Source organism: Pseudanabaenaceae cyanobacterium SKYG29 (genome assembly GCA_025055675.1).
GTDB lineage: Bacteria > Cyanobacteriota > Cyanobacteriia > Pseudanabaenales > Pseudanabaenaceae > M5B4.
This window is the reverse complement of the sequence record JANWWT010000003.1, coordinates 79,635-105,037: the sequence shown is the minus strand read 5'-3', so window position 1 is coordinate 105,037 and position 25,403 is coordinate 79,635. Positions and strand designations below refer to the sequence as shown.

Annotated in this window: 26 protein-coding genes and 1 tRNA gene; 14 read left to right on the top strand and 13 right to left on the bottom strand. The window is 48.8% G+C overall.

The features are described from left to right. Window positions 1-37: 37 nt before the first annotated feature. Window positions 38-1,864 (bottom strand): ATP-dependent zinc metalloprotease FtsH, encoded by a 1,827-nt coding sequence (gene ftsH / locus NZM01_06795; GenBank protein ID MCS6959740.1) that lies wholly within the window; start codon window positions 1,862-1,864, stop codon window positions 38-40. A 131-nt stretch (window positions 1,865-1,995) separates the two neighbouring features. Between ftsH and NZM01_06790 the strand changes: the two genes are divergently transcribed. Next, complete coding sequence (locus tag NZM01_06790; protein ID MCS6959739.1) at window positions 1,996-2,892, top strand: S1 RNA-binding domain-containing protein; 897 nt, start codon at window positions 1,996-1,998, stop codon at window positions 2,890-2,892. 59 nt (window positions 2,893-2,951) lie between these two features. Further along, window positions 2,952-3,305: a hypothetical protein gene (locus tag NZM01_06785; protein MCS6959738.1), complete on the top strand. Its 354-nt coding sequence runs from the start codon at window positions 2,952-2,954 to the stop codon at window positions 3,303-3,305. Here NZM01_06785 and NZM01_06780 read toward each other — a convergent pair. From NZM01_06780 to NZM01_06770, 3 genes are read right to left on the bottom strand one after another with little or no spacing between them, the layout of a single operon-like run. Further along, window positions 3,302-4,099: a thiazole synthase gene (locus tag NZM01_06780; GenBank protein MCS6959737.1), complete on the bottom strand. Its 798-nt coding sequence runs from the start codon at window positions 4,097-4,099 to the stop codon at window positions 3,302-3,304. The genes NZM01_06785 and NZM01_06780 overlap by 4 nt on opposite strands. A gap of 3 nt (window positions 4,100-4,102) precedes the next feature. Next, window positions 4,103-4,414: a divalent-cation tolerance protein CutA gene (locus NZM01_06775; protein MCS6959736.1), complete on the bottom strand. Its 312-nt coding sequence runs from the start codon at window positions 4,412-4,414 to the stop codon at window positions 4,103-4,105. Window position 4,415: 1 nt separating this feature from the next. After that, on the bottom strand, window positions 4,416-5,300 hold the full coding sequence (locus NZM01_06770) for a CHAD domain-containing protein (GenBank protein ID MCS6959735.1): 885 nt from the start codon (window positions 5,298-5,300) through the stop codon (window positions 4,416-4,418). Window positions 5,301-5,404: 104 nt separating this feature from the next. Here NZM01_06770 and rnhA point away from each other — a divergent pair, with 104 nt between their 5' ends. The 5 genes from rnhA to NZM01_06745 all read left to right on the top strand — a co-directional run bounded on the left by rnhA (window position 5,405) and on the right by NZM01_06745 (window position 8,090). Continuing rightward, entirely contained in the window at window positions 5,405-6,253 is an 849-nt protein-coding gene (rnhA, locus tag NZM01_06765) for a ribonuclease HI (GenBank protein ID MCS6959734.1), read from the top strand. 13 nt (window positions 6,254-6,266) lie between these two features. Beyond that, window positions 6,267-6,641, top strand: coding sequence for a 2Fe-2S iron-sulfur cluster-binding protein (locus NZM01_06760; protein MCS6959733.1), 375 nt, complete (start codon window positions 6,267-6,269; stop codon window positions 6,639-6,641). Window positions 6,642-6,737: 96 nt separating this feature from the next. After that, entirely contained in the window at window positions 6,738-7,331 is a 594-nt protein-coding gene (locus NZM01_06755) for a sigma-70 family RNA polymerase sigma factor (protein ID MCS6959732.1), read from the top strand. Beyond that, a complete protein-coding gene (locus NZM01_06750) occupies window positions 7,328-7,648 on the top strand; it encodes a hypothetical protein (protein ID MCS6959731.1) in 321 nt (106 codons plus the stop codon). Before NZM01_06755 ends, NZM01_06750 begins: the two co-directional genes overlap by 4 nt. A gap of 1 nt (window position 7,649) precedes the next feature. Continuing rightward, window positions 7,650-8,090 (top strand): Spy/CpxP family protein refolding chaperone, encoded by a 441-nt coding sequence (locus tag NZM01_06745; protein MCS6959730.1) that lies wholly within the window; start codon window positions 7,650-7,652, stop codon window positions 8,088-8,090. On the opposite strand, the gene thiD is transcribed toward NZM01_06745, so the two are convergent. After that, on the bottom strand, window positions 8,087-8,890 hold the full coding sequence (thiD, locus tag NZM01_06740) for a bifunctional hydroxymethylpyrimidine kinase/phosphomethylpyrimidine kinase (GenBank protein ID MCS6959729.1): 804 nt from the start codon (window positions 8,888-8,890) through the stop codon (window positions 8,087-8,089). The two genes, NZM01_06745 and thiD, sit on opposite strands and share 4 nt — an antisense overlap. A gap of 111 nt (window positions 8,891-9,001) precedes the next feature. On the opposite strand from thiD, the gene NZM01_06735 reads away from it, so the two are divergent. Both NZM01_06735 and NZM01_06730 read left to right on the top strand, forming a co-directional pair. After that, window positions 9,002-12,367: an ATP-binding protein gene (locus tag NZM01_06735; protein ID MCS6959728.1), complete on the top strand. Its 3,366-nt coding sequence runs from the start codon at window positions 9,002-9,004 to the stop codon at window positions 12,365-12,367. Between the two features lie 34 nt (window positions 12,368-12,401). Further along, a complete protein-coding gene (locus NZM01_06730; GenBank protein ID MCS6959727.1) occupies window positions 12,402-13,115 on the top strand; it encodes a 2-phosphosulfolactate phosphatase family protein in 714 nt (237 codons plus the stop codon). Here NZM01_06730 and NZM01_06725 read toward each other — a convergent pair. The 4 genes from NZM01_06725 to NZM01_06710 all read right to left on the bottom strand — a co-directional run bounded on the left by NZM01_06725 (window position 13,066) and on the right by NZM01_06710 (window position 16,660). Continuing rightward, the gene (locus NZM01_06725) at window positions 13,066-14,451 is read right to left on the bottom strand and encodes an LCP family protein (GenBank protein ID MCS6959726.1); all 1,386 of its coding nucleotides are present in this window, start codon (window positions 14,449-14,451) and stop codon (window positions 13,066-13,068) included. The two genes, NZM01_06730 and NZM01_06725, sit on opposite strands and share 50 nt — an antisense overlap. Next, window positions 14,420-15,376: a signal peptide peptidase SppA gene (gene sppA, locus NZM01_06720; protein MCS6959725.1), complete on the bottom strand. Its 957-nt coding sequence runs from the start codon at window positions 15,374-15,376 to the stop codon at window positions 14,420-14,422. The genes NZM01_06725 and sppA overlap by 32 nt, the downstream gene beginning before the upstream one ends. 60 nt (window positions 15,377-15,436) lie before the next feature. Beyond that, complete coding sequence (locus tag NZM01_06715; protein ID MCS6959724.1) at window positions 15,437-16,255, bottom strand: photosystem II manganese-stabilizing polypeptide; 819 nt, start codon at window positions 16,253-16,255, stop codon at window positions 15,437-15,439. A gap of 320 nt (window positions 16,256-16,575) precedes the next feature. Beyond that, window positions 16,576-16,660 (bottom strand) — tRNA-Ser (locus tag NZM01_06710). Window positions 16,661-16,699: 39 nt separating this feature from the next. On the opposite strand from NZM01_06710, the gene NZM01_06705 reads away from it, so the two are divergent. After that, window positions 16,700-18,697 carry an NAD-binding protein gene (locus tag NZM01_06705; GenBank protein ID MCS6959723.1) on the top strand — a complete coding sequence of 666 codons (1,998 nt, stop codon included), beginning with the start codon at window positions 16,700-16,702 and terminating at the stop codon, window positions 18,695-18,697. 8 nt (window positions 18,698-18,705) lie between these two features. Here the strand turns inward: NZM01_06705 and NZM01_06700 are convergent, their stop codons facing one another. From NZM01_06700 to NZM01_06690, 3 genes are all read right to left on the bottom strand, one after another. Beyond that, the gene (locus NZM01_06700) at window positions 18,706-18,873 is read right to left on the bottom strand and encodes a hypothetical protein (GenBank protein ID MCS6959722.1); all 168 of its coding nucleotides are present in this window, start codon (window positions 18,871-18,873) and stop codon (window positions 18,706-18,708) included. Between the two features lie 22 nt (window positions 18,874-18,895). Further along, window positions 18,896-20,137 carry an aspartate aminotransferase family protein gene (locus NZM01_06695; protein ID MCS6959721.1) on the bottom strand — a complete coding sequence of 414 codons (1,242 nt, stop codon included), beginning with the start codon at window positions 20,135-20,137 and terminating at the stop codon, window positions 18,896-18,898. 69 nt (window positions 20,138-20,206) lie between these two features. After that, entirely contained in the window at window positions 20,207-20,476 is a 270-nt protein-coding gene (locus NZM01_06690) for a DUF3082 domain-containing protein (GenBank protein ID MCS6959720.1), read from the bottom strand. A 118-nt stretch (window positions 20,477-20,594) separates the two neighbouring features. Between NZM01_06690 and lepA the strand changes: the two genes are divergently transcribed. Genes lepA through NZM01_06670 form a run of 4 tightly spaced genes read left to right on the top strand, consistent with a single transcriptional unit; the run spans window position 20,595 to window position 24,903 of the window. Further along, entirely contained in the window at window positions 20,595-22,409 is a 1,815-nt protein-coding gene (lepA, locus tag NZM01_06685; GenBank protein MCS6959719.1) for a translation elongation factor 4, read from the top strand. 53 nt (window positions 22,410-22,462) lie between these two features. Then, the gene (locus tag NZM01_06680; GenBank protein ID MCS6959718.1) at window positions 22,463-23,224 is read left to right on the top strand and encodes a DUF4079 domain-containing protein; all 762 of its coding nucleotides are present in this window, start codon (window positions 22,463-22,465) and stop codon (window positions 23,222-23,224) included. Next, window positions 23,221-23,958, top strand: a complete 738-nt coding sequence (locus NZM01_06675; protein ID MCS6959717.1) for a thioredoxin domain-containing protein — start codon at window positions 23,221-23,223, stop codon at window positions 23,956-23,958. The genes NZM01_06680 and NZM01_06675 overlap by 4 nt, the downstream gene beginning before the upstream one ends. Window positions 23,959-23,964: 6 nt before the next feature. Continuing rightward, entirely contained in the window at window positions 23,965-24,903 is a 939-nt protein-coding gene (locus NZM01_06670; GenBank protein MCS6959716.1) for a DNA adenine methylase, read from the top strand. Here NZM01_06670 and NZM01_06665 read toward each other — a convergent pair. Continuing rightward, window positions 24,900-25,400, bottom strand: coding sequence for a universal stress protein (locus tag NZM01_06665; GenBank protein ID MCS6959715.1), 501 nt, complete (start codon window positions 25,398-25,400; stop codon window positions 24,900-24,902). The genes NZM01_06670 and NZM01_06665 overlap by 4 nt on opposite strands. Window positions 25,401-25,403 lie beyond the last annotated feature (3 nt).

The following is a 25,403-nucleotide window of genomic DNA, read 5'->3' as shown; positions in this document are numbered from 1 at the left end:
GCAGGATACTCTTCACACCGTTTCCCCACTATACCAGCTAGGGGCGGGCATATTCCAGTTTTTTCTGGGGTATGGTGGTAAACTGGGCAACAATCTGGCGGAATTCTTCTCCCTCGATCGTTTCCTTCTCAATCAGGACATCTACAAGGTAGTGCATGAGGGGAATATGGGCACTGAGAATGCGGTGGGCACGATCGTAGCAGTGGTTAACAATGCGGCGAATCTGTTGGTCAATCTGGCTCGCTACCGCCTCCGAGTATTCTGTAACGGGCATGAGGTCGCGCCCTAAAAATACTTCACTATTGGGACGTTCCAGAGCCGTCAATCCTAATTCCGACATGCCAAACATCGTCACCATTTGGCGGGCGCGGCGCGTGATCTGTTCAATGTCCCCCGCTGCCCCAACGGTTACCTCCGGTGCACCAAAAATCAACTCCTCTGCCACTCTGCCCCCCAAAAGCACCGTGATTTCATCGAGGAGAGAAGCATAGGTCATAAAACTGGGGCTGTAGTCTTCTGTGGGCAAGGGTTTCACAAACCCCCCAATGCCCCCACTGCGGGGAATGATGGTGATCTTGTCCATCAAAAAGGCATTTTCCAACAGAGTTTGCAATAGACCGTGTCCCACCTCATGGTAGGCAATCAACCGCTTCTTCACACTGTCTAGGAGAGGCTTCATGGCTAAACCAATCGTCACCCGATCGAGGGCATCGTCAATTTCTAGGTTGGTAATGGCTTCCTTACGGCGGCGGGCAGTCAAAATAGCCGCTTCATTGAGGAGATTCGCCAAGTCTGCCCCCGCAAACCCAGGCGTACGGCGAGCAATTGCGGCGAGGGAGACCTCATCCGCCAGCCGTTTATTGCGGGCATGGACTTTCAAAATTGCCAACCTGCCGTTGTAGTCGGGGTAATCCACCACAATTTGCCGATCGAACCTGCCCGGACGGAGCAAAGCCGCATCCAAAACATCGGGACGATTAGTAGCCGCCAGAACAATTACCCCTGTATTTGCCTCAAAGCCATCCATCTCACTGAGGAGTTGGTTAAGGGTTTGTTCCCTTTCATCATTACCCCCCCCGAGACCGGCTCCCCTCTGCCTACCCACGGCATCAATTTCATCAATGAACACCAAACAGGGAGCATTTTCCTTCGCCCGCGCAAATAGGTCCCGCACCCGCGATGCGCCCACCCCCACAAACATTTCCACAAATTCTGACCCCGACAGGGAAAAGAAGGGAACACCCGCTTCCCCCGCGATCGCCCTTGCCAAGAGCGTTTTACCCGTACCAGGGGGACCAATCAACAACACCCCCTTGGGAATGCGTGCCCCCACCTTCTCAAACCGTTCCCGGTCCTTGAGGAAGCTCACCACCTCCTGTAGTTCTTCCTTAGCTGTATCAATCCCCGCCACATCGTCGAACACCACCCCTGTCTTCGCTTCTGGCGAAAAGCGGGCACGACTGCGCCCAAAATTGAGGGTCTGAATTGGTCCGCCAGGGGCATTAGCAAGGCGGCGCAACAACAACATCAAAACCAGCACAAATAACACCGTTAGACCGATAGAGACGAACAATCCCCCCCCAGAATTGGCAGGCTTAGGGGGAACGACACCAATATCCACACCATTTTGCCGTAGAGTTTTAATCAGATTGCCGCTATATCCTCTGGCGGGCAGGTCAACCGTAACTCGCTTGCCATTTTGCAGAGTGACAGTAGCCCTGGTATCCGTCTTGTGGTTTTGTTCGATGTCAATCTGTTTGACTTCTTTATTCTCCACTTTCTGCAGAAATTCACTGTAGGTCAAATGTGCTGGAGTCTCCCGCATCTGTGCTCTCACCGTGCCGCAGACTAAGCCCTGGGACAGGACAGTTGCCAATACCAAACCCCGCAGACCCTTCACTGTATTTGACTCCTAAAGGTTAATGAATATAGTGTAATCCAGCCGATCGGCATAATTCTAAGTTAAACTATCTAACACCTTAACTGCAGCAGCCTATGGCCCAGCGTAAAGTTACTCCTGGCTTTTCCGGCGAGGATTTTCTGCAAGCCCTCGATCGCCACGATTACAACTTTCAAGTAGGGCAAATTGTCAAGGGGAAAGTCTTTCAGGTGGATTCCCGCGGTGTCTATGCCGATATTGGCGGCAAATCCCCTGGCTTTCTGCCCATGGAAGAGATTGTCATTGGCATGGAGGATGTCTTTGAAGAGGTTTTTGCCCTAGGGTCAGAACATGAGTTTTTAATCATCCGTGACCAGGACGAAGAAGGGGAAGTCAAACTCTCCATCCGCCGCCTATTTACTAAAAAAGCCTGGCTGACTGTGCAGGAGCTGAAAAATGAAAATCGAGTTTTCCATGTGCGCGTGACAGGGGTAAATCGGGGGGGCGTAGTGGTCGATGCCGGCGGTATTCAGGGCTTCATTCCCCGCTCCCAGTTACTGGAACGGGACACCTTGGACAAACTAGTGGGACAGAATTTGCCAGTGGTGGTGATGGAGGTAGAGGAAGAGCGTAAACGTTTAATCCTTTCCCACCGATCGGCAGTGAAAGTGAGTACCTTCAGTCAGTTGGGCATTGGTCAGCTAGTGGCAGGTACGGTAACGGGTTTACGTCCCTTTGGCGTATTTGTCGATTTAGGCGGAATTAGTGCCCTCCTCCACAACAAGGAGATCAGCGAAAAAAATGTGGGGGATGCCTCTCGCCTCTTCAAAGTGGGGGATAGTCTGCGAGCAGTGGTGATTGAAGTGGATGAATCCCGCCATCGGGTAGGTCTGTCCACCAAAATTTTAGAACTGCACCCAGGGGAAATGTTGGAACGCCCGCAGCAGATTTTTGCGGAAGCAGAAAGCCGTCTGGAAAAGAATGTCAGTAAACTCTGGGACCAGTCTCCGTAGCAGCTCTTGCCGTAGCCCTTGACTTAGTTTACCCTAGCAGCAGGTTTGGGCAAAATCCTATGGTGAAAAAAGTACAATCTCTGGCGGTGGAGGTAACCGTAACTGTCAGCTACGAAGTCAGAACTAGCCCTACTGGTTGTTTGCTGTTTTCCCTGGTGCGAGCAGAATCTAACCCCAGAGAACTAGCTGCCTTTTTGGAGTCCCAGGAAGCATTTTACGACCTGGGTGTCAGTGCCACGCCAGAAGCAGTAGAAATTAGAACAATTGTAGAAGACTCAGACTGGCAGGTGTTGGAGGAAAGGATAGTAAACTTAGTAGAGGAAATGAAGGGGAAGCTGCGCCAAGCTATTCAAGCCTTCGATCGTCTGAAACAGTCCCAACCCCGCGACCGCACGATCGTGTTTAACCTTTAACTGTTGATGCGCCCTACCATGGGGGAACTAGGAGAAGCGAGCGGTTGAATTGGTATCCGCCCCGCCAAAAAGGCAAGACGACCAGCGATCGTGGCTAAACCCATGGCTTTGGCCATAGCTACGGGGTCTTGCGCGAGAGCTATTGCCGAATTGATTAACAAGGCATCTGCTCCCATTTCCATTGCCGCACAGGCTTCACTGGGAGTGCCAATCCCCGCATCAATCACCACTGGTACCCGCGCCTGCTCAATAATAATCTGAATGTTAGCTTTGTTTTTCAGACCCTGTCCTGAGCCAATGGGGGAAGCCAAGGGCATCACTGTCGCACAGCCCATTTCCTCCAATCGTTGCGCCAGTAAGGGGTCAGCGTTGATGTAGGGCAAAACCGCAAACCCCTCCCTAATTAACTGCTCTGCCGCTTTACAGGTCTCGATCGGGTCGGGCAAGAGATAGCGGTGGTCTGGGATCACCTCTAACTTAACGAAATTATTGTCCTCCTGCCCCAGGATTTTTGCCATTTCCCTGCCTAGGCGAGCTACCCGCACTGCCTCTTCTGCTGTAGCACACCCTGCCGTGTTGGGCAACATCCAGTATTTCTGCCAGTCGATCGCTTCCCCTAACCCCCCATGCCCTGCTACCTGTTCTTGCACACGCCGTACCGCCACCGTGATAATTTCGCAGCCACTAGCTTCAATTGCCTGGGTCATAGTACTAAAATCCCTGTACTTCCCCGTACCCGTCATCAAGCGCGAGCGGAAGGTACGCCCCGCAATCACCAGCGGTTGGTCAAGCATAGACTAGTCAGTTACTGCTGTAATCCATTCTAAATAGGTAGGACTACCAGCCACAATAGGGACTTGGATAATTTCAGGCACACTGTAGCTGTGATGGGACTTGATACACTCCTGCAGACGGGCAAAATTTGCCGCCCTGCCTTTAATGAGGAGGAGGTATTCCCCCTCCCGCTGCTGTTTGCCCTCCCAGGTGTAGTAGCTAGTGATGGGCAAGACTTGGATACAGGCTGCTAACCGCTCCTGCAAAATTGCCTGGGCGATCGTTTCTGCCTCCGCCACACTGCTAGCTGTGGTCATTACCAGGGCATAGGACATACTAATTTTCTTGGCTACTCGGGATGCTCTCCTTGGCGGTGCACAGACTCCTAATCTGTAGAAGTACCTGCAACCACTGCAGATTATAGTTGAGACTGTACCATGTCCGCCAATCCTCTCCCTGATGCTGCTGAATGATCTGATACAGATGGGGCAACCGTCGCCACTGCTTCTGGGAAAAGGTCTCAAGGAGAACGAGGCGGTCGTGGAGCGACCCCAGCACCTCCTGGGCGGTAGCCAGATGACGAAGACTGGGATTTAGTTCCTCACCGAAGTAGGGTGTGAAGCACTCCAGTTGGTAACGGGTTAACTTGAATAGCTTGCGCAAGTCATGGAGTTGTTTTTGTTTGCGTAGATTCCAATTGGGTAACAACACGGCTCTGAGACTAGGTAAGAGCAGCTGGGGCATCATCTCCGTTACAGCAAAATCCCCTGCCTCCTGCATATGGGGGTCTTTGAGCCAACTCCCGATCGTTTTCCGCGTCCGCCGGTAAAAAGGGCTGTCCAGCAAAGCAATCATGCGGTGAAAGTATTTTTGCCGTTGCCGTTCCCTCTGTGCCAAATATTTCTGTAACTGCACCTGCTCTACCTCTGGCAGCAAGGGCATATAGTTATTTGTCAAGGCCTGGCGCAGTACGTCCAAATCCCTCACCCTGCCCAGGATACGGCTGATCTGACCCAGTTTAGGTTCCTGCCGACGGATGCTGCGGGGCAAAATCGGGGCAAAACACAATAACCCTGACCGCAGTCGCCGCAAGCCCACCCGCATCTGATGGAGTGCCTCTGGGTCTTGGTCTGCCCGTACTCCCTCCTCCTGCTTAACCCACTTGCGATAGTAGCTCTTCAGTGCCTGGAGTGCACAGGAACCAATCGTTGCCTCGTTCATTTTTGCCCTCTAGGTTAAGAATAGGTTAAATGTAGGTAAAAGATTATAGTTCAGGTTCCGAAAGTTTGGTGGTATTATTAAGATTTGGTACAAAATTAATTCCTATGGCAGAGTCCAAAATTTATCTACGGGGCGTGCGTGCCTATGGCTACGTGGGCTTGCTACCGGAGGAAAATGTCCTAGGGCAATGGTTTGAAGTGGATGCGGAACTATGGGTAGATTTTCTGCGGGCAGCCCAGAGCGATGATATTAACGACACGATCGATTACCGCCACTGTATCAAGACAATCGAGGATTTAATCAAGACCAGCAAGTTTGCTTTGGTAGAAAGATTGGCAGGGGCGATCGTGACAGAGTTGTTGAAAGATAAACGCATCACTAAGATTCGCCTAAAGGTGATTAAGCATCCCCCTATTCCTAACTTTCAGGGTTCGGTTGCCGTAGAAATTTACCAAGAAAATGACACCCTGGACTGTCCCTCTCTAGAAGAGTCAGGGAGCGACAATTACATTACTGCGGTTTACACCGATGGTTCCTGCACAGATAATCCTGGTCCAGGGGGATGGGCAGCTGTGGTCAAGTTTAGTGATGGCAGCAGCAAAGAGTGGGGGGGGAGAGTAGAACGCACTACCAATAATCAGATGGAATTAGAAGCTGTCATTCAAGCCCTAAAATTTTGCCAACCTTATCTCCAGAAACAAAAAATCCCTCTCTATACAGACAGTCGTTACATAAAAGACGGTATTACTACTTGGATCAGAAACTGGCAGAAAAACGGTTGGTTAACCAAGGGAAGGAAGCCTGTGAAAAACAAAGAGTTTTGGCAGAGACTGCAAGCTCTCAACCATCCCAACGTAGAGTGGCACTGGGTAGAGGGTCATGCTGGTAACCTAGATAACGATCGGTGCGATAGACTGGCCCGCGCCTTTGCCCAAGGGAAGTTAATTAATTAATATCACTGAGCGTATGCCAAATTATCGGGTGGAAATCTACGACAAACGATCGGGGCAAACCTATACAGGACTGGTATCTGACCAGGAATACATTCTTGATGCTTTAGAAAAACAGGGAATTATTTTACCCTCTGCCTGTTGTGCGGGCGCTTGTACTACCTGCGCTGTCAAGATCAAAGCAGGCACGATCGATCAACGGGAAGGGATAGGCTTATCCCGCTATTTACAGGAGCAGGGGTATGGACTGATTTGCATTGGTTATGCCCGCAGCGACCTGCTGTTGGAAACTCAAGCTGAAGATGAGGTCTATCGGTTACAGTTCAGTCAGAACTATCCCACCAAAAAGCCGTGGTTTTCTTTTTCCTGGTTGCGCCCTGAGGCAGACTGATAGGTTCTGCAAATATAAACCTGTTGCAACAAAAAACAAAGAATTGAACCTGCCGCTACCACGGACAGTCTTAAGGGTAGTTGCTCAACAAAACCAATGGTTGCCCAATCCGGTTCCATAAACTCACTATCACCTGTAGGGCTGACAGATGGAGAACTCATCCACCGATCGTTGGGGGGTGACACCCATGCCTTTCGTCTGTTGTATCAACGACATCATCCCAAGGTACGGTCTCTTCTGTTTCAAATGTGTGGCGAGGAAGTGTTAGATGATTTGGTGCAAGAAGTGTTTTTGCGGGCATGGCGCGGACTAAGGCAGTTTCGCGGCTCTTGTCAGTTTTCTACCTGGCTCTATCGCATTGCCTGGAATGTAGCTACAGACCAAAGACGATCGTTTGCCAAACGGAATCAAAAACATATTCCTGTACCTGTAGAAGGCTGTCATCATCTGCCTGATCCGGACAACACTCCCTCTCTGCAGCATCTCCACTATCAGCAAATTCTCTATCAGGGATTAGACCAACTGTCCCCTGAGCATCGGGCTGTTATAGTCTTGCACGATTTGGAGGAAGTTCCCCAAAAAGAGATTGCGGCGATTCTTAAACTACCGATCGGTACGGTGAAATCTCGTCTGTTTCATGCCCGCCAAGCCTTGCGGCAGTATCTTATCAGTCAAGGAGTAGAACTATGAAGGAAGACGATGCCCTTGTGCAATTTATCCGCACTTATCGACTAGAAGTACCTCCCCCCAGAGAGGAGTTAGAGGAGAAAATCATACAACAACTGACCCCTCGTTCTGCTGTTTTCCCCTGGTTACCGCTACTGATTGGTACAGTGGTGGTGGGGGCTGGACTCTTTGGTTTTGCTCGCTTTAGGCAGTGGCAGGTGGCACAAACTGAGCTAGATACTAACAGTTTGGAAGCCGCCCTCATGCAAAATTGGGAGGTAGCTACTGCCCGATCGGAAGATTCTCTCTCTTATCTCTTTACTGATCAGGAGGACAAATAACATGAAACATCTTACTTCTTTATTCTTACTGTCAGCACTGACAATTCTGCCTTTGACCGTCTCTGCCCAACCCTCCCCGCCGGAGCGAGAGTTTCCCCGTTGGGAAGAAAGAAGAGGCCGTCTGCTAGAGGAACTGAATCTGACACCACAGCAAAAACAGCAGCTAGAGGTGATTCGGCAACAGCGCCAGGGAGAATTGGCAGACCTGCAACAGCGAAAACAACAACTGCGGCAAGAGATGGATCAACTCCTTAGTTCCAATGCCCCTGAACAACAACTGCGGGCTAAATTCCAAGAAGTTCAAGCAGTCAAATCCAAGATGGCGGAAATTCGCTTTGAACAAATGTTGGCAATGCGCCAAATTCTCACACCTGAACAACGCACCAAATTCCGTGAGTTGATGAGTCAACGTCCGCCTATGCGTCCCCGCCGTTCATTCTAATCTGCTAGCAGGGGAAAAAAGTGTCCTACTGGCCCCTGCCCCCTCCCGATCGTCAGACTGTGCTCGATCGCTTTTGTCACATATGCCTTCCCTTTCTTAACCGCTTCTAATAGAGAAAAACCGAGGGCTAAGTTGGCAACGATCGCTGCTGATAGGGTGCAGCCAGTGCCGTGGGTGTGGGGGGTAGGGATAGCTTCCTGGGGGAATAGTTCCATCTTTTCGCCGTCAAAGTAGACGTCCGTGCCTTTGATTGGTACTGTCATACCGCCACCCTTGACTAGAACCGCTGTCTTTGTTTTTTTATGTATCTCTTCTGCTACAAATTGCATATCATCGATCCCGTTTATATCCCTACCTGTCAACAACTGCGCTTCATAACGATTAGGCGTGATTAACAAAGCTAGAGGTAACAGCCGGTGGGTGATAGAATCAATAGCCTCTTCATCTAACAATTTTGCGCCCGTGCGGGAGACCATCACAGGATCAACTACAACTTGCCGCCAGCCTTGACCGACTATTTTCTTAGCCACTAACTGGACAATTTCTGATTTAAGCAGCATGCCCGTCTTTAGGGCTGCCACTTGCATATCAGCAGCAACTGCATCAATCTGAGCTGTAATCAAAGACAAAGGCATAGCCTCAACGGCGGTTACACCTTGGGTATTTTGGGCAGTGACACAGGTAATGGCACTGGTACCGTGCACACAGTGAAAGGCAAAGGTTTTCAGGTCAGCCTGGATACCAGCCCCCCCGCCGCTATCAGAGCCAGCAATTGTCATCACTACTGGCGGTCGCTCCATATCTCCGTTCACACAGCTATTCCATTTTAGCAAACTGCCCCGCTTCCCCCAAATTAGAAATAAAATAGCTATATCTGTGATAACATCGTAAAAGTTTTGTAGACAAAGTATATGGGCTTGGGGCGTACTCAATGCCAGGTTTTCGATTTGTTGCAGACTCCTGTCTGGATCCTTTGCAAAGGTGAAATTTGGTATGCCAATCTGCCAGGGCAGAATTTATTAAAAGATGCTGGTCATTTTTCTGACCTGCAAGCCGGGAGCAAAGTGACAGAATGGATACTCACTATAGCAGGTAGTAGCTATCTTTGCTATGTCACACCAGTAACGATCGAAGCAGGAGAAGATGCTCTCTTGGTGGAAGCCTGTCTTGACCCCCGCCATGAACTCATGCTGGAAGCTACCCCTGATGCTGTCATGATTGCTGAAGCTGATAGTGGTAAATTGGTGCAAGCAAATGCAAAGGCGTTTTCTCTGACTGCCAAAAGACCGGAAGAACTGATTGGCATGCATCATAGCCAGCTCTACATTGAAGAACAGAGAGAGGAGGCGCAAACTGCTTTTCAGGGCAGGATTGGTGGTTGGTATGAAGGTCTATGCATTCCTCGCCCCGATCGTTATCCTGTCCCCGTCAGCATTTACAGCACTCTGTTTGTGGTGGGAGGTAAGAAATATATCTACAGTTTCTTGCGGGACTTAACCAGACAGCAACAAATAGAGACAGAATGGCACAATACCCTAGCAGAGTTAGCAAAGAGAGAAAATCAGCTAAGCATTGCTCTTTCCAGCGCCAGAGGTGTTTGTTGGGAATATGAAATTGCTACGGGAACGGTAGAGGGGATTGGTACCTTTCAGGTTGGAACTTGGCGCATGGATGCTTGGCGAATGACTTTAGAGGAAAGTCTAGACCAAATTCACCCATTGGATCGACCGATTTTGGAGAAAACTGTGCGTACTCAATTTAGGACAGGCGGTTCTTTTCTGCAGGAAGTCAGGCTGGCAGATTTTGCTATTAACCAACGTTGGTTTTTAGTCAGTGGTCAAGTGTTACTTGATGCTACAGGTAGACCCGATCGGGTGGTAGGCATTACGATTGAAATTACCCAGAGTAAACAGATAGAAATAGAATTACAAAAACAGCGCCGTTTGATGGAGTGGGTAATGACTAACATACCTGCTTTTATTGGTGTAAAAGATAGCCAAAGTCGATATATTTATGCTAATGAAAACCTGCTCAATTACCTGGGATTATCTCTAGCAGACGTGGTGGGCAAAAACAATTGTGAAATTTATACGCCAGAGCTAGCTTTTACTTTTGACTATATGGATCGACAAATTTTGGCTACCAAGAAATCTGTGCAAACAGAGATGGCAGTCAATAAAAATGGTATCGAAAAAGTTTACCTAGTCACCAAGTTTCCCCTCCTCAATGAACAACAGGAAGTGGAAGCGATCGGGGGTATCGTCACAGACATCACAGAACTAAAACAGGCGGAAGATGCAATGCTGCAGAATCAGTCCTATCTGAATTGCTTGATTGAAATCCAACAACAATTACTGATGAATGAGGACAGAAAGTGCTACCCCCGTATCTTGCAACAACTAGGCGAAACAGCAAAGGCTTCGCGGGCTTATATATTTGCTAATCACCGATCGGCAGATGGGCGGCTGTTAACTAGCCAAATTTATGAATGGTGTGCCCCTGGCATCAAACCGCAAATTGACAACCCTGAGCTACAGAATGCTGACTTTGAGGCATATTTCCCTAGCTGGGTAGAACAACTCTCACGAGGGACAGAGGTTGCTTGTATTGTATCTGAATTAACAGAGTTAGGACGACAGATTTTAGAATCCCAGGATATTCAGTCAATTCTGATTTTACCCTTGTTTGTCAATCAAGAATGTTGGGGATTTATAGGGTTTGACAATTGTGTTTCTACTGAACCTTGGTCGGAAGGAGCTTTAGGACTGTTAAGGGCAGCTGCTAGTGCTATTTCTTTCCACCTGGAACGCCAGGAAAACCGCCATGTCTTGATTGAACAGCGCCGCAGAGCGGAAGAAGCCAACGTTGCCAAAAGTCAATTTCTGGCAAACATGAGTCATGAGTTGCGGACACCCATGAACGGGGTAATTGGTCTGACCAGTATTTTGCAGACTACTAATCTAACCCCAGAGCAACAAGATTATGTTCGTACCATTCGTCAAAGTGGGGAAACTCTTCTGACTCTGATCAACGACATTTTAGACTTTTCCAAAATAGAGTCAGGCAGGATTGAATTAGAAATGCAGGATTTTAACCTAAGACACTGCGTAGAGGATGCTATTGACTTGATTTACCCCCAAGTAGCGCAAAAGGGGCTGGAATTACTCTACTTATTCGACTCTAATGTGCCTCTATGGATTCGATCGGATGTGACAAGGCTGCGACAGATTATTCTCAACCTGTTGAGTAATGCTGTCAAATTTACTGAGAAGGGTAGAATCACTGTCTTTGTGTATGTTGCTAAGCAGATTAGTAGCAAAGAAATTGAATTATCCTTTGCTGTGATCGATGAAGGGATTGGTATTCCTGCCGATCGGTTACAGGATATTTTTGATCCCTTTACTCAAGCTGATTCTTCAATTACCAGACGTTACGGTGGCACAGGTTTGGGTTTATCTATTTGTTATAGACTGACTCAGTTGTTGGGTGGTAAGATGAGTGTGGAGAGTACAGAGGGAGAGGGTTCTACCTTTAACTTTACTATTAAAGCTGAGTTAGCTAACTGCCCCCATCTCCCAGCCCCACTGCCTAGAAGAAAAATTGCTGTCTCCGTCCAGCAAAATGATATATATTGCATGATCACTTCTATCCTGAATAGCTTGGGAATGGAGCTTATATCTAATCTTGAGCAAGCCGATGTTTTAATTACAGATGATTTGCAGTCAGCTGCATCTATACCAAAAATCTTCTTATTGGAGTACGGTGAGAGTTATCCTTTTCCGCTATCACTTAGTAAGCCGATTCGTTATGATACTCTATACGGTTTACTAGCTCAAATATTTTTACCGTCAGTTACTAAAGCATCCCAGGATTCTGCTATACGCAAGTTAAGTCAATTCCCTCTACGTATTTTGGTGGCGGAAGATAATGTAGTCAACCAGAAGGTCTGCCTGAAAATGTTGGAAAAGTTGGGCTATCAGGCGGAATTAGTGGCTAATGGGTTAGAGGTACTAGAGGCCCTAGACCGACAGGTGTATGATGTGATTTTACTGGATATCCAAATGCCAGAAATGGACGGGCTGACGGCAACTAAACTGATCAGGGAACGATCGGGCTATCAACCCTGGATTATTGCTCTAAGTGCCGATGCCCAGGCGGAAACTGCCCGCCAGTCCTTCGAGATTGGTGTTAACGACTACCTCACAAAACCAATTCGCATAGATGAAATGTCGGTAGCTTTACAGCGTGCCTACCGCCGTCGCCAGGACGGTCTGTAGCGTGGTATCCTAAAAGCAGTTTGTCGAGCTGTCCATGAAGTTATTCGTTTACCATACTCCCGAAGCGGTTCCCCCTGGTACACCCGACTGCGCGATCGTAGTAGATATTCTGCGGGCAACTACAACTATTGCTACGGCTTTGGCAGCGGGGGCGGAATTTGTGCAGGTATTTGCCAGTTTGCATGAACTAGACCAAGTGGGTAACTCCTATCCCCCTGGGTATTGCCTGCGAGCAGCAGAGCGGGGCGGCAAACGGGTAGAGGGCTATGACCTAGGCAATTCTCCTCTGGACTATACTCCCGATCGGGTTAAGGGGAAAGGGATTTTGCTCAGCACGACCAACGGCACTAGGGCACTGCAACGGGTCAGTCATGCCCCCCAGGTGTTAACAGCAGCCTTCGTCAATTTGGCGGTAATTACGGAATTAGTACAACAACAGCAACCTGAAACTGTATGGGTGGTAGGGTCGGGCTGGGAAGGGAATTTCTCCCTGGAAGACACAGCTTGTGCAGGTGCGGTAGTGGATCGCTTGACCGATCGCTATGACTTGGGGAATGATGAGGCGGTAGCAGCCCATGCCCTCTATAGTCAGTGGCGCCATGACCTGGAAAAGATGTTCTACCAGGCAACCCATGGTCAAAGACTGTTGCGCCTGCAGGGGGAAGCCGACCTAGCTTATTGTGCGCGGTGCGATTTACTCAGGGTCGTGCCTTGTCAGAAGGAGATGGGGGTGTTGCGGGCACTCTAGTTAGCCAATCCCTACCGATACGAACAGTCACATCCGATTCAATGTCCCCCGTGGCTTCTAGCACAATTTCGCCTATCCCTAGGGCTGCCCTTACTTGCTCAGCAACTTCTCGGTCCCCGGACTGGGCAATGATGAGAGTGCGGTCTATTGGCTTTGTCCAGCCTGTTTGGGTGGAAAAAACTTGGGCATAGCCCCGATCGGCTAATTTTTGCACTAGGGAATTGACAGCAGAGGAAGAACCTAAACTATCTTGCACAGCAACGCGAATATGGGCAGGTGTCGTGTTGTCTGTTGCTTCCTCGTCGGGGTAGTAGTTGACTTGGAAATAGCGGTGCATCATCTGCTTAATGTGGCGACTATCTGGCAGCCAGTAACTTAAGTTATACTCTGCCTCGGTGCTAAACCGCCCTGGCAACATTAGCATCTGCACATTAGACCGATCGGTTTTGTGGGCAAAGGCTACTAGCACTAGCATTTCCTCAATCGAGAGATTGGTATCGAGGTTGTTTCGCACAACTTCCAGCAGTTGGGGCACTCTCTTCACTGTTTCCAGATTGAGCTTTTGTTCCAGCAAAGCCCGGATGAGCATCTGCTGTCTTTGCAGCCTGCCAATGTCACCCAAGTCATCCTGACGGAAACGCATAAACTGGATGGCTCGCTTGCCGTCTAAATGCTGCATTCCCTTCTGCAGATTGATATATAGACGCTGGCTGTCGTCCCGATATTGCATATCGTAGGGCACATAAACATCTACACCCCCCAAGGCATCTATGAGCTGAGCGAAACCATTGACATTCACCCGCACATAACGATCGATGGTGACATCATTGAGTAATTTACTGACAGTTTTAGCTGAGAGAATTGCCCCCCCCACAAAATTAGCAGCATTGATTTTACTGAGACCCACCCCTGGAATTTCCACCTGAGTATCGCGGGGAACAGAGAGGACAGTAATAGTTTGGCTGTGAGGGTCAAAGCGGATAAGCAGAATAGTGTCACTTTGCCCATCGAGATTGCCATCCACTGTTTCCCAGTAAGTATTGTTGACGGGTAGGGGGCCCGCCCCTGGTAAGTCAGAGGTCAGAACCACCGTACCCAGCACCAAGATGTTAACAGGACGACGCAACTGTGCCACATGGACTATACTGTCCTCTACGACAGCAGTAGGTGTCCTTTGAAAGGGACGGCTGCTGACAAACAAAGCAGTAGCAGCTCCCAATCCTCCCGCCACAAAGGCTAAACAGACAAGCAGCCAACGTAGGCGCACAGCCCCTAACTTTTTTACCTTCGTAATCACGTACTCCTCACTGGGGTTCCAGGACTTTGCCCAATTCACTATACACTACAAACTCCTGGGGTAGGAACCAACTGGGCATCAACAAAATCGGTACCTCCAAACTGGGCACACCAGAACGACCAAATACTCCCAACTTGCCCTGTAAAAAACGCTGCAACAAACGATCGAAGGAACGACGACTCTCCCGCAGGGGCAGTTTCTCACTCTCTTTTAAGCCAAATTTTGCCCTGGCAGCGGCACGTAAATCTATCTCCACTTGACTTTGTGTCCCGATCGCATCTACTAACTTATTCTGTAGTGCCTGTCTGCCGGTAAACACCCGCCCGTCCGCTACTTCTCTTACGACTTTGGGGTCGAGGTTACGCCCTGCCGCCACATCAGCAACGAATTTTTCGTAGGTGTCCTGGATTAAACCCTGCAGCAATTCCCGCTCGCTATCGGACAGCTTGCGGTAGGGGGAAAAAATATCTTTGTAGGGTCCAGTTTTGATGGTTTGGGGTTCTACACCCAGCCGCTCTAGGAGCTTTCCCACATTAAACCCGCTTAAAATTACACCAATACTGCCTGTTAAAGTGCCATCGTTAGCATAAACCCGATCGGCAGCACTCGCTACATAGTAGCCCCCACTGGCAGCCACATCGAGCATACTGACGTAGACAGGTTTTTTTTCCCGCAGCCGCCGTACCGCTTGGTAAATTTCTTGACTAGCCGCTACTGTGCCCCCTGGGGAATTGATAGACAGGAGTACACCTTTGACATTATCTTCCTCCAGAATCTCTAGGAGACGGTCGCGGACATCCAAGGTATTGGGGTCACTAGTAATGGCACCGGTCAACCTTACTATTTCTAGGTGATTTTCCTGGGTAGGGGGAACCAGAACCGATCGTTGATTCTTGAAGCCCACTACGGCGGAGACAAAGCAGATAACCACGAGGAGGAGAGCCAGCAAGCGATTAGTTTGCATAGAAAACCTCAGTAGAGGACAGAGGCAGAAGCTGCAGTCAACTCCTGCCCAGTAGTGTTACTAACGTACTTTAGCGTAGAAGATACCCCGCAGTTTTACTTCTTTGGGTTCAAAGGCACCAAATTCTGTATCTGAGGGTTGCTCACACTCAAAGGTACCGGCAATTTCCCTAGTGTTGCTATTGATTTTCTCAATTTGCATAGAGAGCTTGCCCTTCATAAATTCATCTTTTTTGATACTGGCTTCAAATTCATCCCGCTTAGCAGTGAGAGCCTCTGCAGCATCGTAACCAATAGCCAGACCTCTACCCTTGGGGTCAATGAAACTAGCTCCACGATAGGTGGGCACCTCTGTTTCCCCTTCAAAATCTACGGCGGTGGTCAAACCAATCAACCCGGGTTGGGATACAGCTTTGTAGTTCTTGATAGAAAACAAAAACGCTACTCTCTCTCCCCCTGGCAATTGCACAGTGATCGGCTGATAGTCCAATCCCTCTTTCTCTTCCAAGACGAGACTGCCATCAGGTTGGAGGGTGACTGTAGCTTTGATGAAATCTAGGCTAGAAGTAGCACGGGTAAGGAGCTTGGTGGGGACAAATTCAGGTTGACGGCGCTTATTGCTGACTTCCTCTTTGACAAAGAAGTTGGTGGGTTCTAAACAAAGATTGTAAATTTCGGTTGGCTTGCCCACTTCCAGAGGAATCACAGCGCGCCCGCGGGCACCCTCAGTCACATCGGGGCACTTGTTTGCCAAACCTGTCCCCAAAATTTCATCATAGGTTAGGGGCTTTTGTACAGCCTCAGCAGGGGCAATACCAAGTATTAACGACAGCACCAGGCAGAAAACCATGCCTAGCCGCCAAATCCAATTAAACCGCATAATTAACCTCTTATTAAAGACCGCTTTAGTTTAGCCTACTAAAATGTGCCGCACTTGACTATATACCTCTTTGACTTGCCAGAACAGTTAATCGGAGTAGCAGCCAACTTCGAGGAAACCTCAAGCCATTTCTGAGTGATGGTATCTTTGTACGCTAAGAAGAGGGTACGTTTACGTACTGCGAGATAAACCCTGTACCACCTGGATCGTAGTCGATCGTTAACGATAGCGAGGGTATTCTTCATAGGTTCCGAAACCAGTGTTGAGCGCCGGCGGCAACAATATGGAATCTCTAAAACACTTAGTTACCGCTAGAGCGACGGAGAGACAGGGATTTGAACCCTGGAAGGTGTTACCCTTACCCGATTTCAAGTCGGGCGCAATCGACCACTCTGCCATCTCTCCCTGTTTAATGTATTGTAGAACAAGTTGGGAGTTATCGTCATGGAGGGAGAGATCGCTGCCAATCGGTTCTTGGTCTGTGGTTTAGGCAGCTTAGGACAACACTGTGTGGCAGCCCTGGAGGAATTCGGTGCTCAGGTTACTGCAATCAGTGAGACCACGCCCAAAACTTGGGAAATTCCTGGGATGAAGGATGCTTTGGATTTATTTTTTGGGGACTGTCGCCAGGGGAAAATTCTAGAACAGGCAGGGATTAGGGAGTGTCGCGGTATCTTACTGGTCACTTCATCGGAGCAGGTTAATATTGAGGCAGCTTTTGTGGCACGCTCCCTTAACCCCCATATCAGACTGGTGGTACGTTCTGGTAAAAAACAGCTCAACGAGATTCTTGCCCAACACCTAGGTAACTTCATTGCCTTTGAACCTGACCAGCTACCCGCAGCAGCTTTCGCTCTGGCAGCCCTGGGAGCACAGACGTTAGGTTGCTTTAAGATAGACAACTACCTCTTGCGGGTAGTTAAGGGGCAGATTACCGATAGTCACCCCTGGCGGCAAAAATTAACCTTGCAAGAAATTAACCGCCCCGACCTGCGTGTCCTCTGCCACGAACAAAAGCACAAGTTACTCTATGCAGGGGACATTTTCCATGACTGGGAACCCACCGATCGTTTGGACACAGATGACAATGTTATCTACGTAGAGGTGTCGGACTATGCCTCTACCCTGGGCACAAAAGACAAGCTGACCTTCCGCCATTGGTTAGGGATGGTTCTCGCTGCCCTCAACCCCCGATCGTGGCAAAGGAGGATCATAGAATTCTTTAGATGGACGGGGCAGGATAAAATTCGCACGATCGCTGCTGGCTGTTTCTTTTTGGTGTTGGCTCTGGGAATTTGGGGCACATTGCTGTTTGGGATGCAGGGGGTGTCTCTAGAAAATGCCTTTGCTACCACGGCGACCTTGATTTTGGGGGGATATGGCGATATTTTTGGCGGCATTACTGACCGTGTGATCGTGCCCCTCTGGTTACAACTGTTTGCCCTCCTGATGACGCTGACAGGGATTGCTTTAACGGGGGTACTCTACGGTCTGCTTACAGATAGCATTTTGAGTTTGCGCCTACGGTTTTTGTCCCGCCGTCCGCCGGTGCCCGATCGGGATCACGTGGTGCTTGTGGGATTAGGGCAGGTGGGGCAGAGAGTAGCAGAGTATTTGCAGGAGTTCCGCCAGCCCTTGGTCGCCCTGCATGGGGAGGAAGTGGACAGTACGGTGTTACCCCAGGTGCCGGTTATCACAGGGGACTTAAAGCAATGCCTACAGTCCGCTAACCTTGCCACGGCTAAAAGCATCATTACTGTCACCGATGATGAAATGACTAATCTGGAGTTGGGTTTAGTTGCCCAGAAGGAAAATCCCCACCTAGACCTGGTGATTCGTACCTTTGAGCCGCGCTTTAGCAGTCATTTATCACGGTTATTGCCCCATGCTCAAGTATTATGTGCCTATGCTCTAGCGGCAGAAGCTTTCGCTGCTGGTGCCTATGGGGAAAATGTGCTCAGTTTATTTCAGTTGCGGCAACATACAATTTTGGTGACGGAGTACACAATTGAGGCAGGGGATACCCTCCATGGCAAGTTGATCACAGAGGTTGCTTACGGTTACGGAGTCTTCCCTGTGCTATATCAATCCCGCACAGGTCAACCTACGCCTCTACCCAGCTACGATATTCGCTTAAAAGTAGGCGATCGGTTAATTGTGTTGGCGACTACAGATGCACTGCACCGTATCGAGTTGGGTAGGGATACAGCCCAAACACGGCGTTGGCGCTTGTGTGTAACTGAGGTCATGGACCGCCGCCACTTGGCTAGTGGGGTAGACACTATTGTCCGCATCACAGGCTGTCAGTTTGAACAGGCAAGGGAAGTGTTCCGCCATCTGCCAGGGGAACTAGATGTGCTATTGTTCAAACATCAGGGGTTACGTTTAGTGCGGGAGTTAGCTAGTTTGCAGATCAGTGCCCATCTCATAGAGGTGAGCTAAACTCGCTTTTAGCCCCTGGTAACCACTGCCTCCACGATCGCCTTTTGTTCTTCCCGATCGACCTTGGTCACTGCCCAGCGTAATGGTTCCCCTTCCTTTTTTAATTCCTCTTCAATTTGAGCGACCGTCAGAGGCTCCGCCAAAGAAATTTCTAGCTCTATATAGTGGGTAGTCATATGCCTGCCTAACAGCTTACGCCTATTTTACCAGACTGGCTACACCTTCTCCTACCCGATCGATCGCTTGCTCTATTTCTTCTGCCTCTACGATGAGGGGAGGGACAAACCGCACCACTTTTACTCCTGCGGGCACCAGCAGCAATCCCCGTTCCATACAAGCCTGCACCACATCACGGGCAGCGATCGGGCTATCTGGCTGTAATACCAACCCTTGAATCAAACCCCACCCCCGCACCTGAGCAATATGTTCGGGAAATTCTTGGGCAATCTTAGCCAAGCCTTGACTCAACTGCTGACCCCGATCGTAGGCATTAGCCACCAGATTTTGGTTGAGGACAGTTTCACAGACCTTCAATGCCACATGACAAGCGAGGGAATTGCCACCGAACGTACTAGCATGGTCTCCTGGTTCAAACACATCACAGTGGGACTTACAGACCATAGCACCGATGGGAATACCGCCCCCCAAGCCCTTTGCTGTCGTGAAAATATCAGGCTCAATGCCCAAATTCTCATGCCCCCAGAGCTTACCTGTGCGCCCCATGCCCGCCTGCACCTCGTCCAGGATGAGTAAAATGCCCCGCTCATCACAGAGAGAACGCACAGCTTGAAAATAATCCCGATCGCCAGGACAAACACCCCCTTCCCCCTGCAAGGGTTCCAGCAAAATGGCACACACCCGGTTGTGATAACGATCAAGGGCTGCCTGCAACCCCTCCAGGTCATTGTAGGGAATGTAGTCAAAGCCTGAGGGTAGGGGTGTGAAGTGTTTTTGATACTTGGGCTGACCCGTGGCGGTGATGGTAGCTAACGTCCTACCGTGGAAGCTGGCATGGGCCGAGAGAATTACAGGTTCATCAATCCCCAACTTGACATGGGCATACTTGCGGGCGAGTTTGATTGCTCCCTCATTCGCCTCTGCCCCCGAATTGCAGAAGAACACCCGATCGCCGCCAGAATGTTCCACAAGCCACTTAGCTAAAAGTCCCTGGGCACGCAGGTAGTAGAGGTTAGAGACATGGTGTAGCTGGTGGATTTGCTCCGTCAAAGCTTCGATCAACACAGGATGGGCGTGACCCAAAGTACAGGTGGCAATCCCCGCCACGAAATCCAAGTATTCCCTACCCTCACTATCCCACAGCCGACAACCTCTCCCCCGCTCAATCGCAATGGGAAACCTAGCGTACGTGTTCATCACATACCGATCGAATTCGGCAAAGTCGAAGGAAGTAGAAGTAGTTACCGCCGCTGTCTGAGTCATAGAGAGATTGCCAAGGGACTAAAACATTATAGGCAAAGTTACCAGGGAGAAGGTAGTTAATTTAGCAGATTAGTCCTGTTTGGGGGAAAATGCCTGACGGATGGTCAATAACACTAGCCCTAGTGCTACCATGCCAAAGACCATGGTTCCTCCCGTCCCCACTGCCAGCAGAGCGCTGCGCACCACCACACTCAATCTAAACGCCAGGTTATTGCCAAAAATAGGATTGACGGATAGTTTTTCCCCGATCGTGCTTGTCAACCAGTACAACGCTAGAGCTATAGCGAAAGCAATACTGGCACCAGTCAAGTTGCGCAGGGGTTTTGGCGATTCATCCATATTTGGGTGAGAATGTCTTTAGTTCGATCATAGCGATGAATTGCTGCCGCTGGGTCACGTTTCCTATCCGTCCGCCAGTTGTTGTAACATAACCTAATAGTTCCACCAGGTAACTTCTATGACCGATGTTGCTGTTTCCCGTATCCGTAATTTCTGTATCATTGCCCACATTGATCATGGCAAATCAACTTTAGCCGATCGGTTATTGGAATTCACGGGGACAGTGTCGCAGCGGGAAATGAAGGAGCAATTCCTAGACAACATGGAACTGGAGCGGGAGCGGGGGATCACGATTAAACTCCAGGCTGCTCGCATGAACTACACAGCAGATGACGGCAATTTGTATGTCCTTAATCTCATTGATACGCCAGGGCACGTGGATTTTTCCTATGAGGTTTCCCGCTCTCTAGCTGCCTGTGAAGGGGCACTCTTGGTGGTGGATGCTTCCCAGGGGGTAGAAGCCCAAACTCTAGCTAATGTCTATCTAGCCATAGAAAACGACTTGGAGATTATCCCTGTCCTCAACAAAATTGACCTACCTAGTGCCGAACCCGATCGGGTGAAACAGGAAATTGAGGAGTTAATTGGTTTGGACTGTTCCCAGGCAATTCTGGCATCAGCAAAAGAAGGAATTGGTATTAAGGAGATATTAGAAGCGATCGTTAAACAAGTTCCCCCCCCCAGAGATACAGTTAAGGAGCCACTGCGAGCGTTAATTTTTGACAGTTACTATGATGCCTATCGGGGAGTGATTGTCTATTTCCGTGTCATGGATGGGGAGGTGAAAAAAGGTGACAAAATCAAATTCATGGCATCGGGACGGGAGTATGAAATTACGGAATTGGGGGTCATGACTCCCCATCAGGTGCAGGTGGAAAGTTTGCATGCAGGGGAAGTGGGTTACTTAGCAGCTGCCATTAAGACGGTCGAACATGCCCGCGTAGGGGATACGATTACTCTGGCGCACAATCCTGCTGCTACTCCTTTGGAGGGTTACGAGGAGGCTAAGCCAATGGTTTTTTGTGGCATGTTTCCTGTGGATGCTGACCAGTTTGAGGAGCTGCGGGAAGCGTTAGAGAAATTGAAACTAAATGATGCTGCTTTGCACTATGAGCCTGAGACTTCCAGTGCCATGGGGTTTGGCTTTCGGTGTGGTTTCCTCGGTCTTCTCCACATGGAAATTGTGCAGGAAAGACTGGAAAGAGAATATAACCTCAACTTGATTATCACAGCCCCAACAGTGGTCTATAAGGTGGTGGATAACAAAGGGAACGTACTGATGATTGACAACCCCAGCGAACTGCCGCCCCCCCATGAACGCCAATCGATCGAAGAACCCTATGTGCAAGTGGAAATCATGATGCCTAAAGACTACATTGGCACCATTATGGAGCTGTGTGAAAATCGACGGGGTATCTACAAAGAGATGAAATATTTGAATGCCGATCGGGTTACGCTCATCTATGAATTGCCCTTGGCAGAAATTGTCACTGACTTCTTTGACCAGATGAAATCCCGATCGAAGGGTTATGCCAGCATGGAGTATCACATGATCGGTTATCGACCGAATGACCTGGTACGCTTGGATATTTTGGTAAATGAAGAGCCAGTGGATTCTCTCGCCACGATCGTGCATCGGGACAAAGCCTACTATGTGGGCAAGGCATTAGTAACGAAATTGAAAGAGTTAATTCCCCGCCATCAGTTCCAAATTCCCATTCAAGCGGCGGTGGGAAGTAAGATACTGTCACGGGAAAATATTCCTGCTCTACGGAAGAACGTGCTGGCGAAGTGCTACGGCGGTGATATTACCCGCAAAAAGAAACTCCTAGAGAAACAAAAGGAAGGCAAGAAGAGAATGAAAGCAGTGGGCAGTGTGGATGTACCGCAGGAGGCATTTATGGCAATTCTGCAACTTAACTCTGAGGGTTGATTTGGGGGTTAGAGGGGGGCAGGTAGGATAGGAACAGTTCTCAGCTTGACCCTATGTATAGCCCCCTGTTTGCTTTAGCTAGCTGGCAGTATTTCACGCAGTCTGACTGGTTAAGGATTGTTCATCCCAGTTTGGCAGTTACCTTTGTCTTCCCCATAGTTGGTGTTGTGGTCAATTTTGCCTGGTTGACTCGTCAAAAAAGATTAGAAAGAAATGATAAGATTGCCGCGGGCGTTGGTGGAGAGCATCTGCGCCTTGGTAAGATTCTCACTGCTGCTGTAGTGGGTAGTTGTCTATTGGGGCTGCTACATCCCACTGTCAAATATATCATCAAAAATGACCTGGGGAGTAAAGCGCCTTTTCAGGTAGTGTTTCTGGTCTTGATGTTTGTTTTAACGATCGGTTCTCTGGTGATTCTCTACCGAGCCAGGGAAGCAATTTGGCGTTACCTATTTGCGGTTTTAACCAGTTTGGGAGTATTGGTCATAGGATTTCAAGATTTGCTGCTGAGAAGGGCAGGATTCGGGGCGATTTTTCGGCGGGACAATGAATGGTATCTCTCCCACTTTTACTTTGGCACAGCAGTCACCATCCTGATGATTATATCCCTAGCGATCGTGCCTGAAATTTACCGCGATCGGAGTGAGAAAGTGCGCCTTGCCCATGCTTTAGTGAACACATTTGCTGTTATTCTATTTATTGGTCAGGGCTTTACGGGAGCACGGGACTTGTTGGAAATTCCTTTGAGCTGGCAAGAACCTGCCATCTGGAGCTGTGACTTCCAGAATCGGGTGTGTGGGGGGCAAGGTAAATGAGACTGGTAGGGCGACTAATTTTGCTAGTGGTATTGGCGTTTTGCACTTGGGGATGTGCGCAAATAGGCGGTGGTAACAAGATCAGTGATGCGGAACTAGAAGCAAAAGTGGTGGAGGTGATCAAAAAAAATCCCCAAGTAATTCTGGAGTCAGTACAGAAATACCAGGAGGAGCAAGCCAGAGCACAAATCCAACAAAGATTTCAACAAGTGGTGGGACAACCAACTAATATCATTCGTCAATCCCCTACAACTGGTAGCCCCGATCGGAAAATTGTCCTAGCAGAATTCTCGGACTTTCAATGTCCCTACTGTGCTCGGGCTCATACTACTGTCAAGCAATTTATGGAGAAACACAAAAATGAAGTGACCCTCACTTACAAGCATTTTCCACTGCAGAGTATTCATCCCGAGGCGTTACCTGCGGCTAAGGCGAGTTGGGCAGCCCAACAGCAAAATAAGTTTTGGGAATTTCATGACCAGTTATTCACACAGCAGCAAAGGTTGGGGGAAGGATTTTATGTGGAACTAGCCCAAAACCTGGGACTAGATGTGGACAAATTTAATCAAGACCGTCAGAGTCAAGTTGCTGAAGATGCGGTAGTAGCTGACTTTAACCTGGGTAGGGAATTGGGTATTCAAGGTACGCCTGCCTTTTTTATGAACGATCGGTTTCTTTCGGGGGCAGTTTCTCTCCAAGAATTAGAGCAGTTGTTAGCTGAGGTGAAGAAATAACTGGTTTTGGTCGATAGGACAATTAGGGCTAAACCATTTATTAAATGGGCAGGGGGTAAGACACAGCTGTTAGACCAGTTTGTTAATTATTATCCCCGTGAGCTGAAAGAAGGCAAAATTAGAAATTACATTGAGCCATTCTTGGGGAGTGGAGCGGTATTCCTACACATTGTGCAACAGTATCAAATCGAGAGTGCCTATCTATTTGATGTGAATAGGGATTTGATTCTCACTTATTTAGTAATTCAGCAACGACCTGAGGATTTACTAACTGTCCTAGAACAATATCAGAAAAACTACGAGGGCACCCCCCTAGAGAAGCGCAGGGAGCTATTTTTAGCAGTAAGGCAGGAGTTTAATAGGAACCGCACACTGATGTCTCCCCCGTACCATAAAGTACCATCTGACAACTGGATTGCCAGAGCTGCCCAATTTATTTTCCTCAATAAAACCTGTTACAATGGTTTATTTCGCCTCAATTCTAAGGGAGAATTTAATGTCCCCTACGGTCGTTACGACAAGCCAAGAATTTGTGACCCAACTAATATATATGCAGTGGCTAGGGCATTACGGAAAGCAGAAATACACTACGGCATCTATAGTGATTGCTTTAATCTAGTTACAGCAGATTCTTTTGTTTACTTCGATCCCCCCTACCGCCCCATCAGCCAAACAGCAAACTTTACTACCTATACAGGTACAGAATTTACTGATAAGGAGCAATTGGAGCTCGCGAAATTCTTTCGGAAACTAGACCAAACCAAGGGAGCAAAACTAATGCTGTCTAACTCTGACCCTAAAAATGAAAACCCCCAGGACAATTTCTTTGAAGAAGTCTTCTGTGGCTACAACATCTTCCGTGTTCATGCTGCCAGAGCTGTCAATTCTAAGAGTACCAAGAGAGGCAAAATCCACGAACTACTGATTACCAACTACGACCCCTAACTTTGCTCTGCCATGAGGTGGGGAATTTTTACCACCAGCACCGAACACTTGGAGTTGTGAAGAACGTAGTTGCTAGCACTGCCCTGAATCAGTTCAGTAATTCCCTTCAAGCCTCGATGTCCCATAACAATTAAATCTGCCTGCCACTCCTCTGCTACTTCACAAATTGTCCGCCCTGGACTGCCGTAGTTTTGGCTGTATTCTGTGGGTACGCCCCTTGCCCTAGCCTGGTTGGTCAGATTATCCAAACGACTGCGGGTAGATTCTAACATTTGTTCCCATTCTTTGCGGTACTTTTGCATCAGGTCATCATACAAAGCGGGGTAATAATCAAGGGTGGAAATGCCATGAAAGACAGGACCATATTCTTCTTCAGGAGAGAGGACATGGAGCAAACGCAACTCACTTTTGTTCAACTCCGCCAGTTCCAAAGCACGGGCAAATACTTGATCCCCTCTGGGGTTATTCTCGATCGCTGCTAAAATTTTTTTGTACATAAC

Bases quoted from the DNA above. Each gene is read 5' to 3' on its own strand.
- NZM01_06790 (MCS6959739.1), top strand. From the start codon at position 1,996: ATGGCCCAGCGTAAAGTTACTCCTGGCTTTTCCGGCGAGGATTTTCTG.
- NZM01_06785 (MCS6959738.1), top strand. From the start codon at position 2,952: ATGGTGAAAAAAGTACAATCTCTGGCGGTGGAGGTAACCGTAACTGTC.
- NZM01_06780 (MCS6959737.1), bottom strand. From the start codon at position 4,099: ATGCTTGACCAACCGCTGGTGATTGCGGGGCGTACCTTCCGCTCGCGC.
- NZM01_06775 (MCS6959736.1), bottom strand. From the start codon at position 4,414: ATGTCCTATGCCCTGGTAATGACCACAGCTAGCAGTGTGGCGGAGGCA.
- NZM01_06770 (MCS6959735.1), bottom strand. From the start codon at position 5,300: ATGAACGAGGCAACGATTGGTTCCTGTGCACTCCAGGCACTGAAGAGC.
- rnhA (MCS6959734.1), top strand. From the start codon at position 5,405: ATGGCAGAGTCCAAAATTTATCTACGGGGCGTGCGTGCCTATGGCTAC.
- NZM01_06760 (MCS6959733.1), top strand. From the start codon at position 6,267: ATGCCAAATTATCGGGTGGAAATCTACGACAAACGATCGGGGCAAACC.
- NZM01_06755 (MCS6959732.1), top strand. From the start codon at position 6,738: ATGGTTGCCCAATCCGGTTCCATAAACTCACTATCACCTGTAGGGCTG.
- NZM01_06750 (MCS6959731.1), top strand. From the start codon at position 7,328: ATGAAGGAAGACGATGCCCTTGTGCAATTTATCCGCACTTATCGACTA.
- NZM01_06745 (MCS6959730.1), top strand. From the start codon at position 7,650: ATGAAACATCTTACTTCTTTATTCTTACTGTCAGCACTGACAATTCTG.
- thiD (MCS6959729.1), bottom strand. From the start codon at position 8,890: ATGGAGCGACCGCCAGTAGTGATGACAATTGCTGGCTCTGATAGCGGC.
- NZM01_06735 (MCS6959728.1), top strand. From the start codon at position 9,002: ATGGGCTTGGGGCGTACTCAATGCCAGGTTTTCGATTTGTTGCAGACT.
- NZM01_06730 (MCS6959727.1), top strand. From the start codon at position 12,402: ATGAAGTTATTCGTTTACCATACTCCCGAAGCGGTTCCCCCTGGTACA.
- sppA (MCS6959725.1), bottom strand. From the start codon at position 15,376: ATGCAAACTAATCGCTTGCTGGCTCTCCTCCTCGTGGTTATCTGCTTT.
- NZM01_06715 (MCS6959724.1), bottom strand. From the start codon at position 16,255: ATGCGGTTTAATTGGATTTGGCGGCTAGGCATGGTTTTCTGCCTGGTG.
- NZM01_06705 (MCS6959723.1), top strand. From the start codon at position 16,700: ATGGAGGGAGAGATCGCTGCCAATCGGTTCTTGGTCTGTGGTTTAGGC.
- NZM01_06700 (MCS6959722.1), bottom strand. From the start codon at position 18,873: ATGACTACCCACTATATAGAGCTAGAAATTTCTTTGGCGGAGCCTCTG.
- NZM01_06695 (MCS6959721.1), bottom strand. From the start codon at position 20,137: ATGACTCAGACAGCGGCGGTAACTACTTCTACTTCCTTCGACTTTGCC.
- NZM01_06690 (MCS6959720.1), bottom strand. From the start codon at position 20,476: ATGGATGAATCGCCAAAACCCCTGCGCAACTTGACTGGTGCCAGTATT.
- lepA (MCS6959719.1), top strand. From the start codon at position 20,595: ATGACCGATGTTGCTGTTTCCCGTATCCGTAATTTCTGTATCATTGCC.
- NZM01_06680 (MCS6959718.1), top strand. From the start codon at position 22,463: ATGTATAGCCCCCTGTTTGCTTTAGCTAGCTGGCAGTATTTCACGCAG.
- NZM01_06675 (MCS6959717.1), top strand. From the start codon at position 23,221: ATGAGACTGGTAGGGCGACTAATTTTGCTAGTGGTATTGGCGTTTTGC.
- NZM01_06665 (MCS6959715.1), bottom strand. From the start codon at position 25,400: ATGTACAAAAAAATTTTAGCAGCGATCGAGAATAACCCCAGAGGGGAT.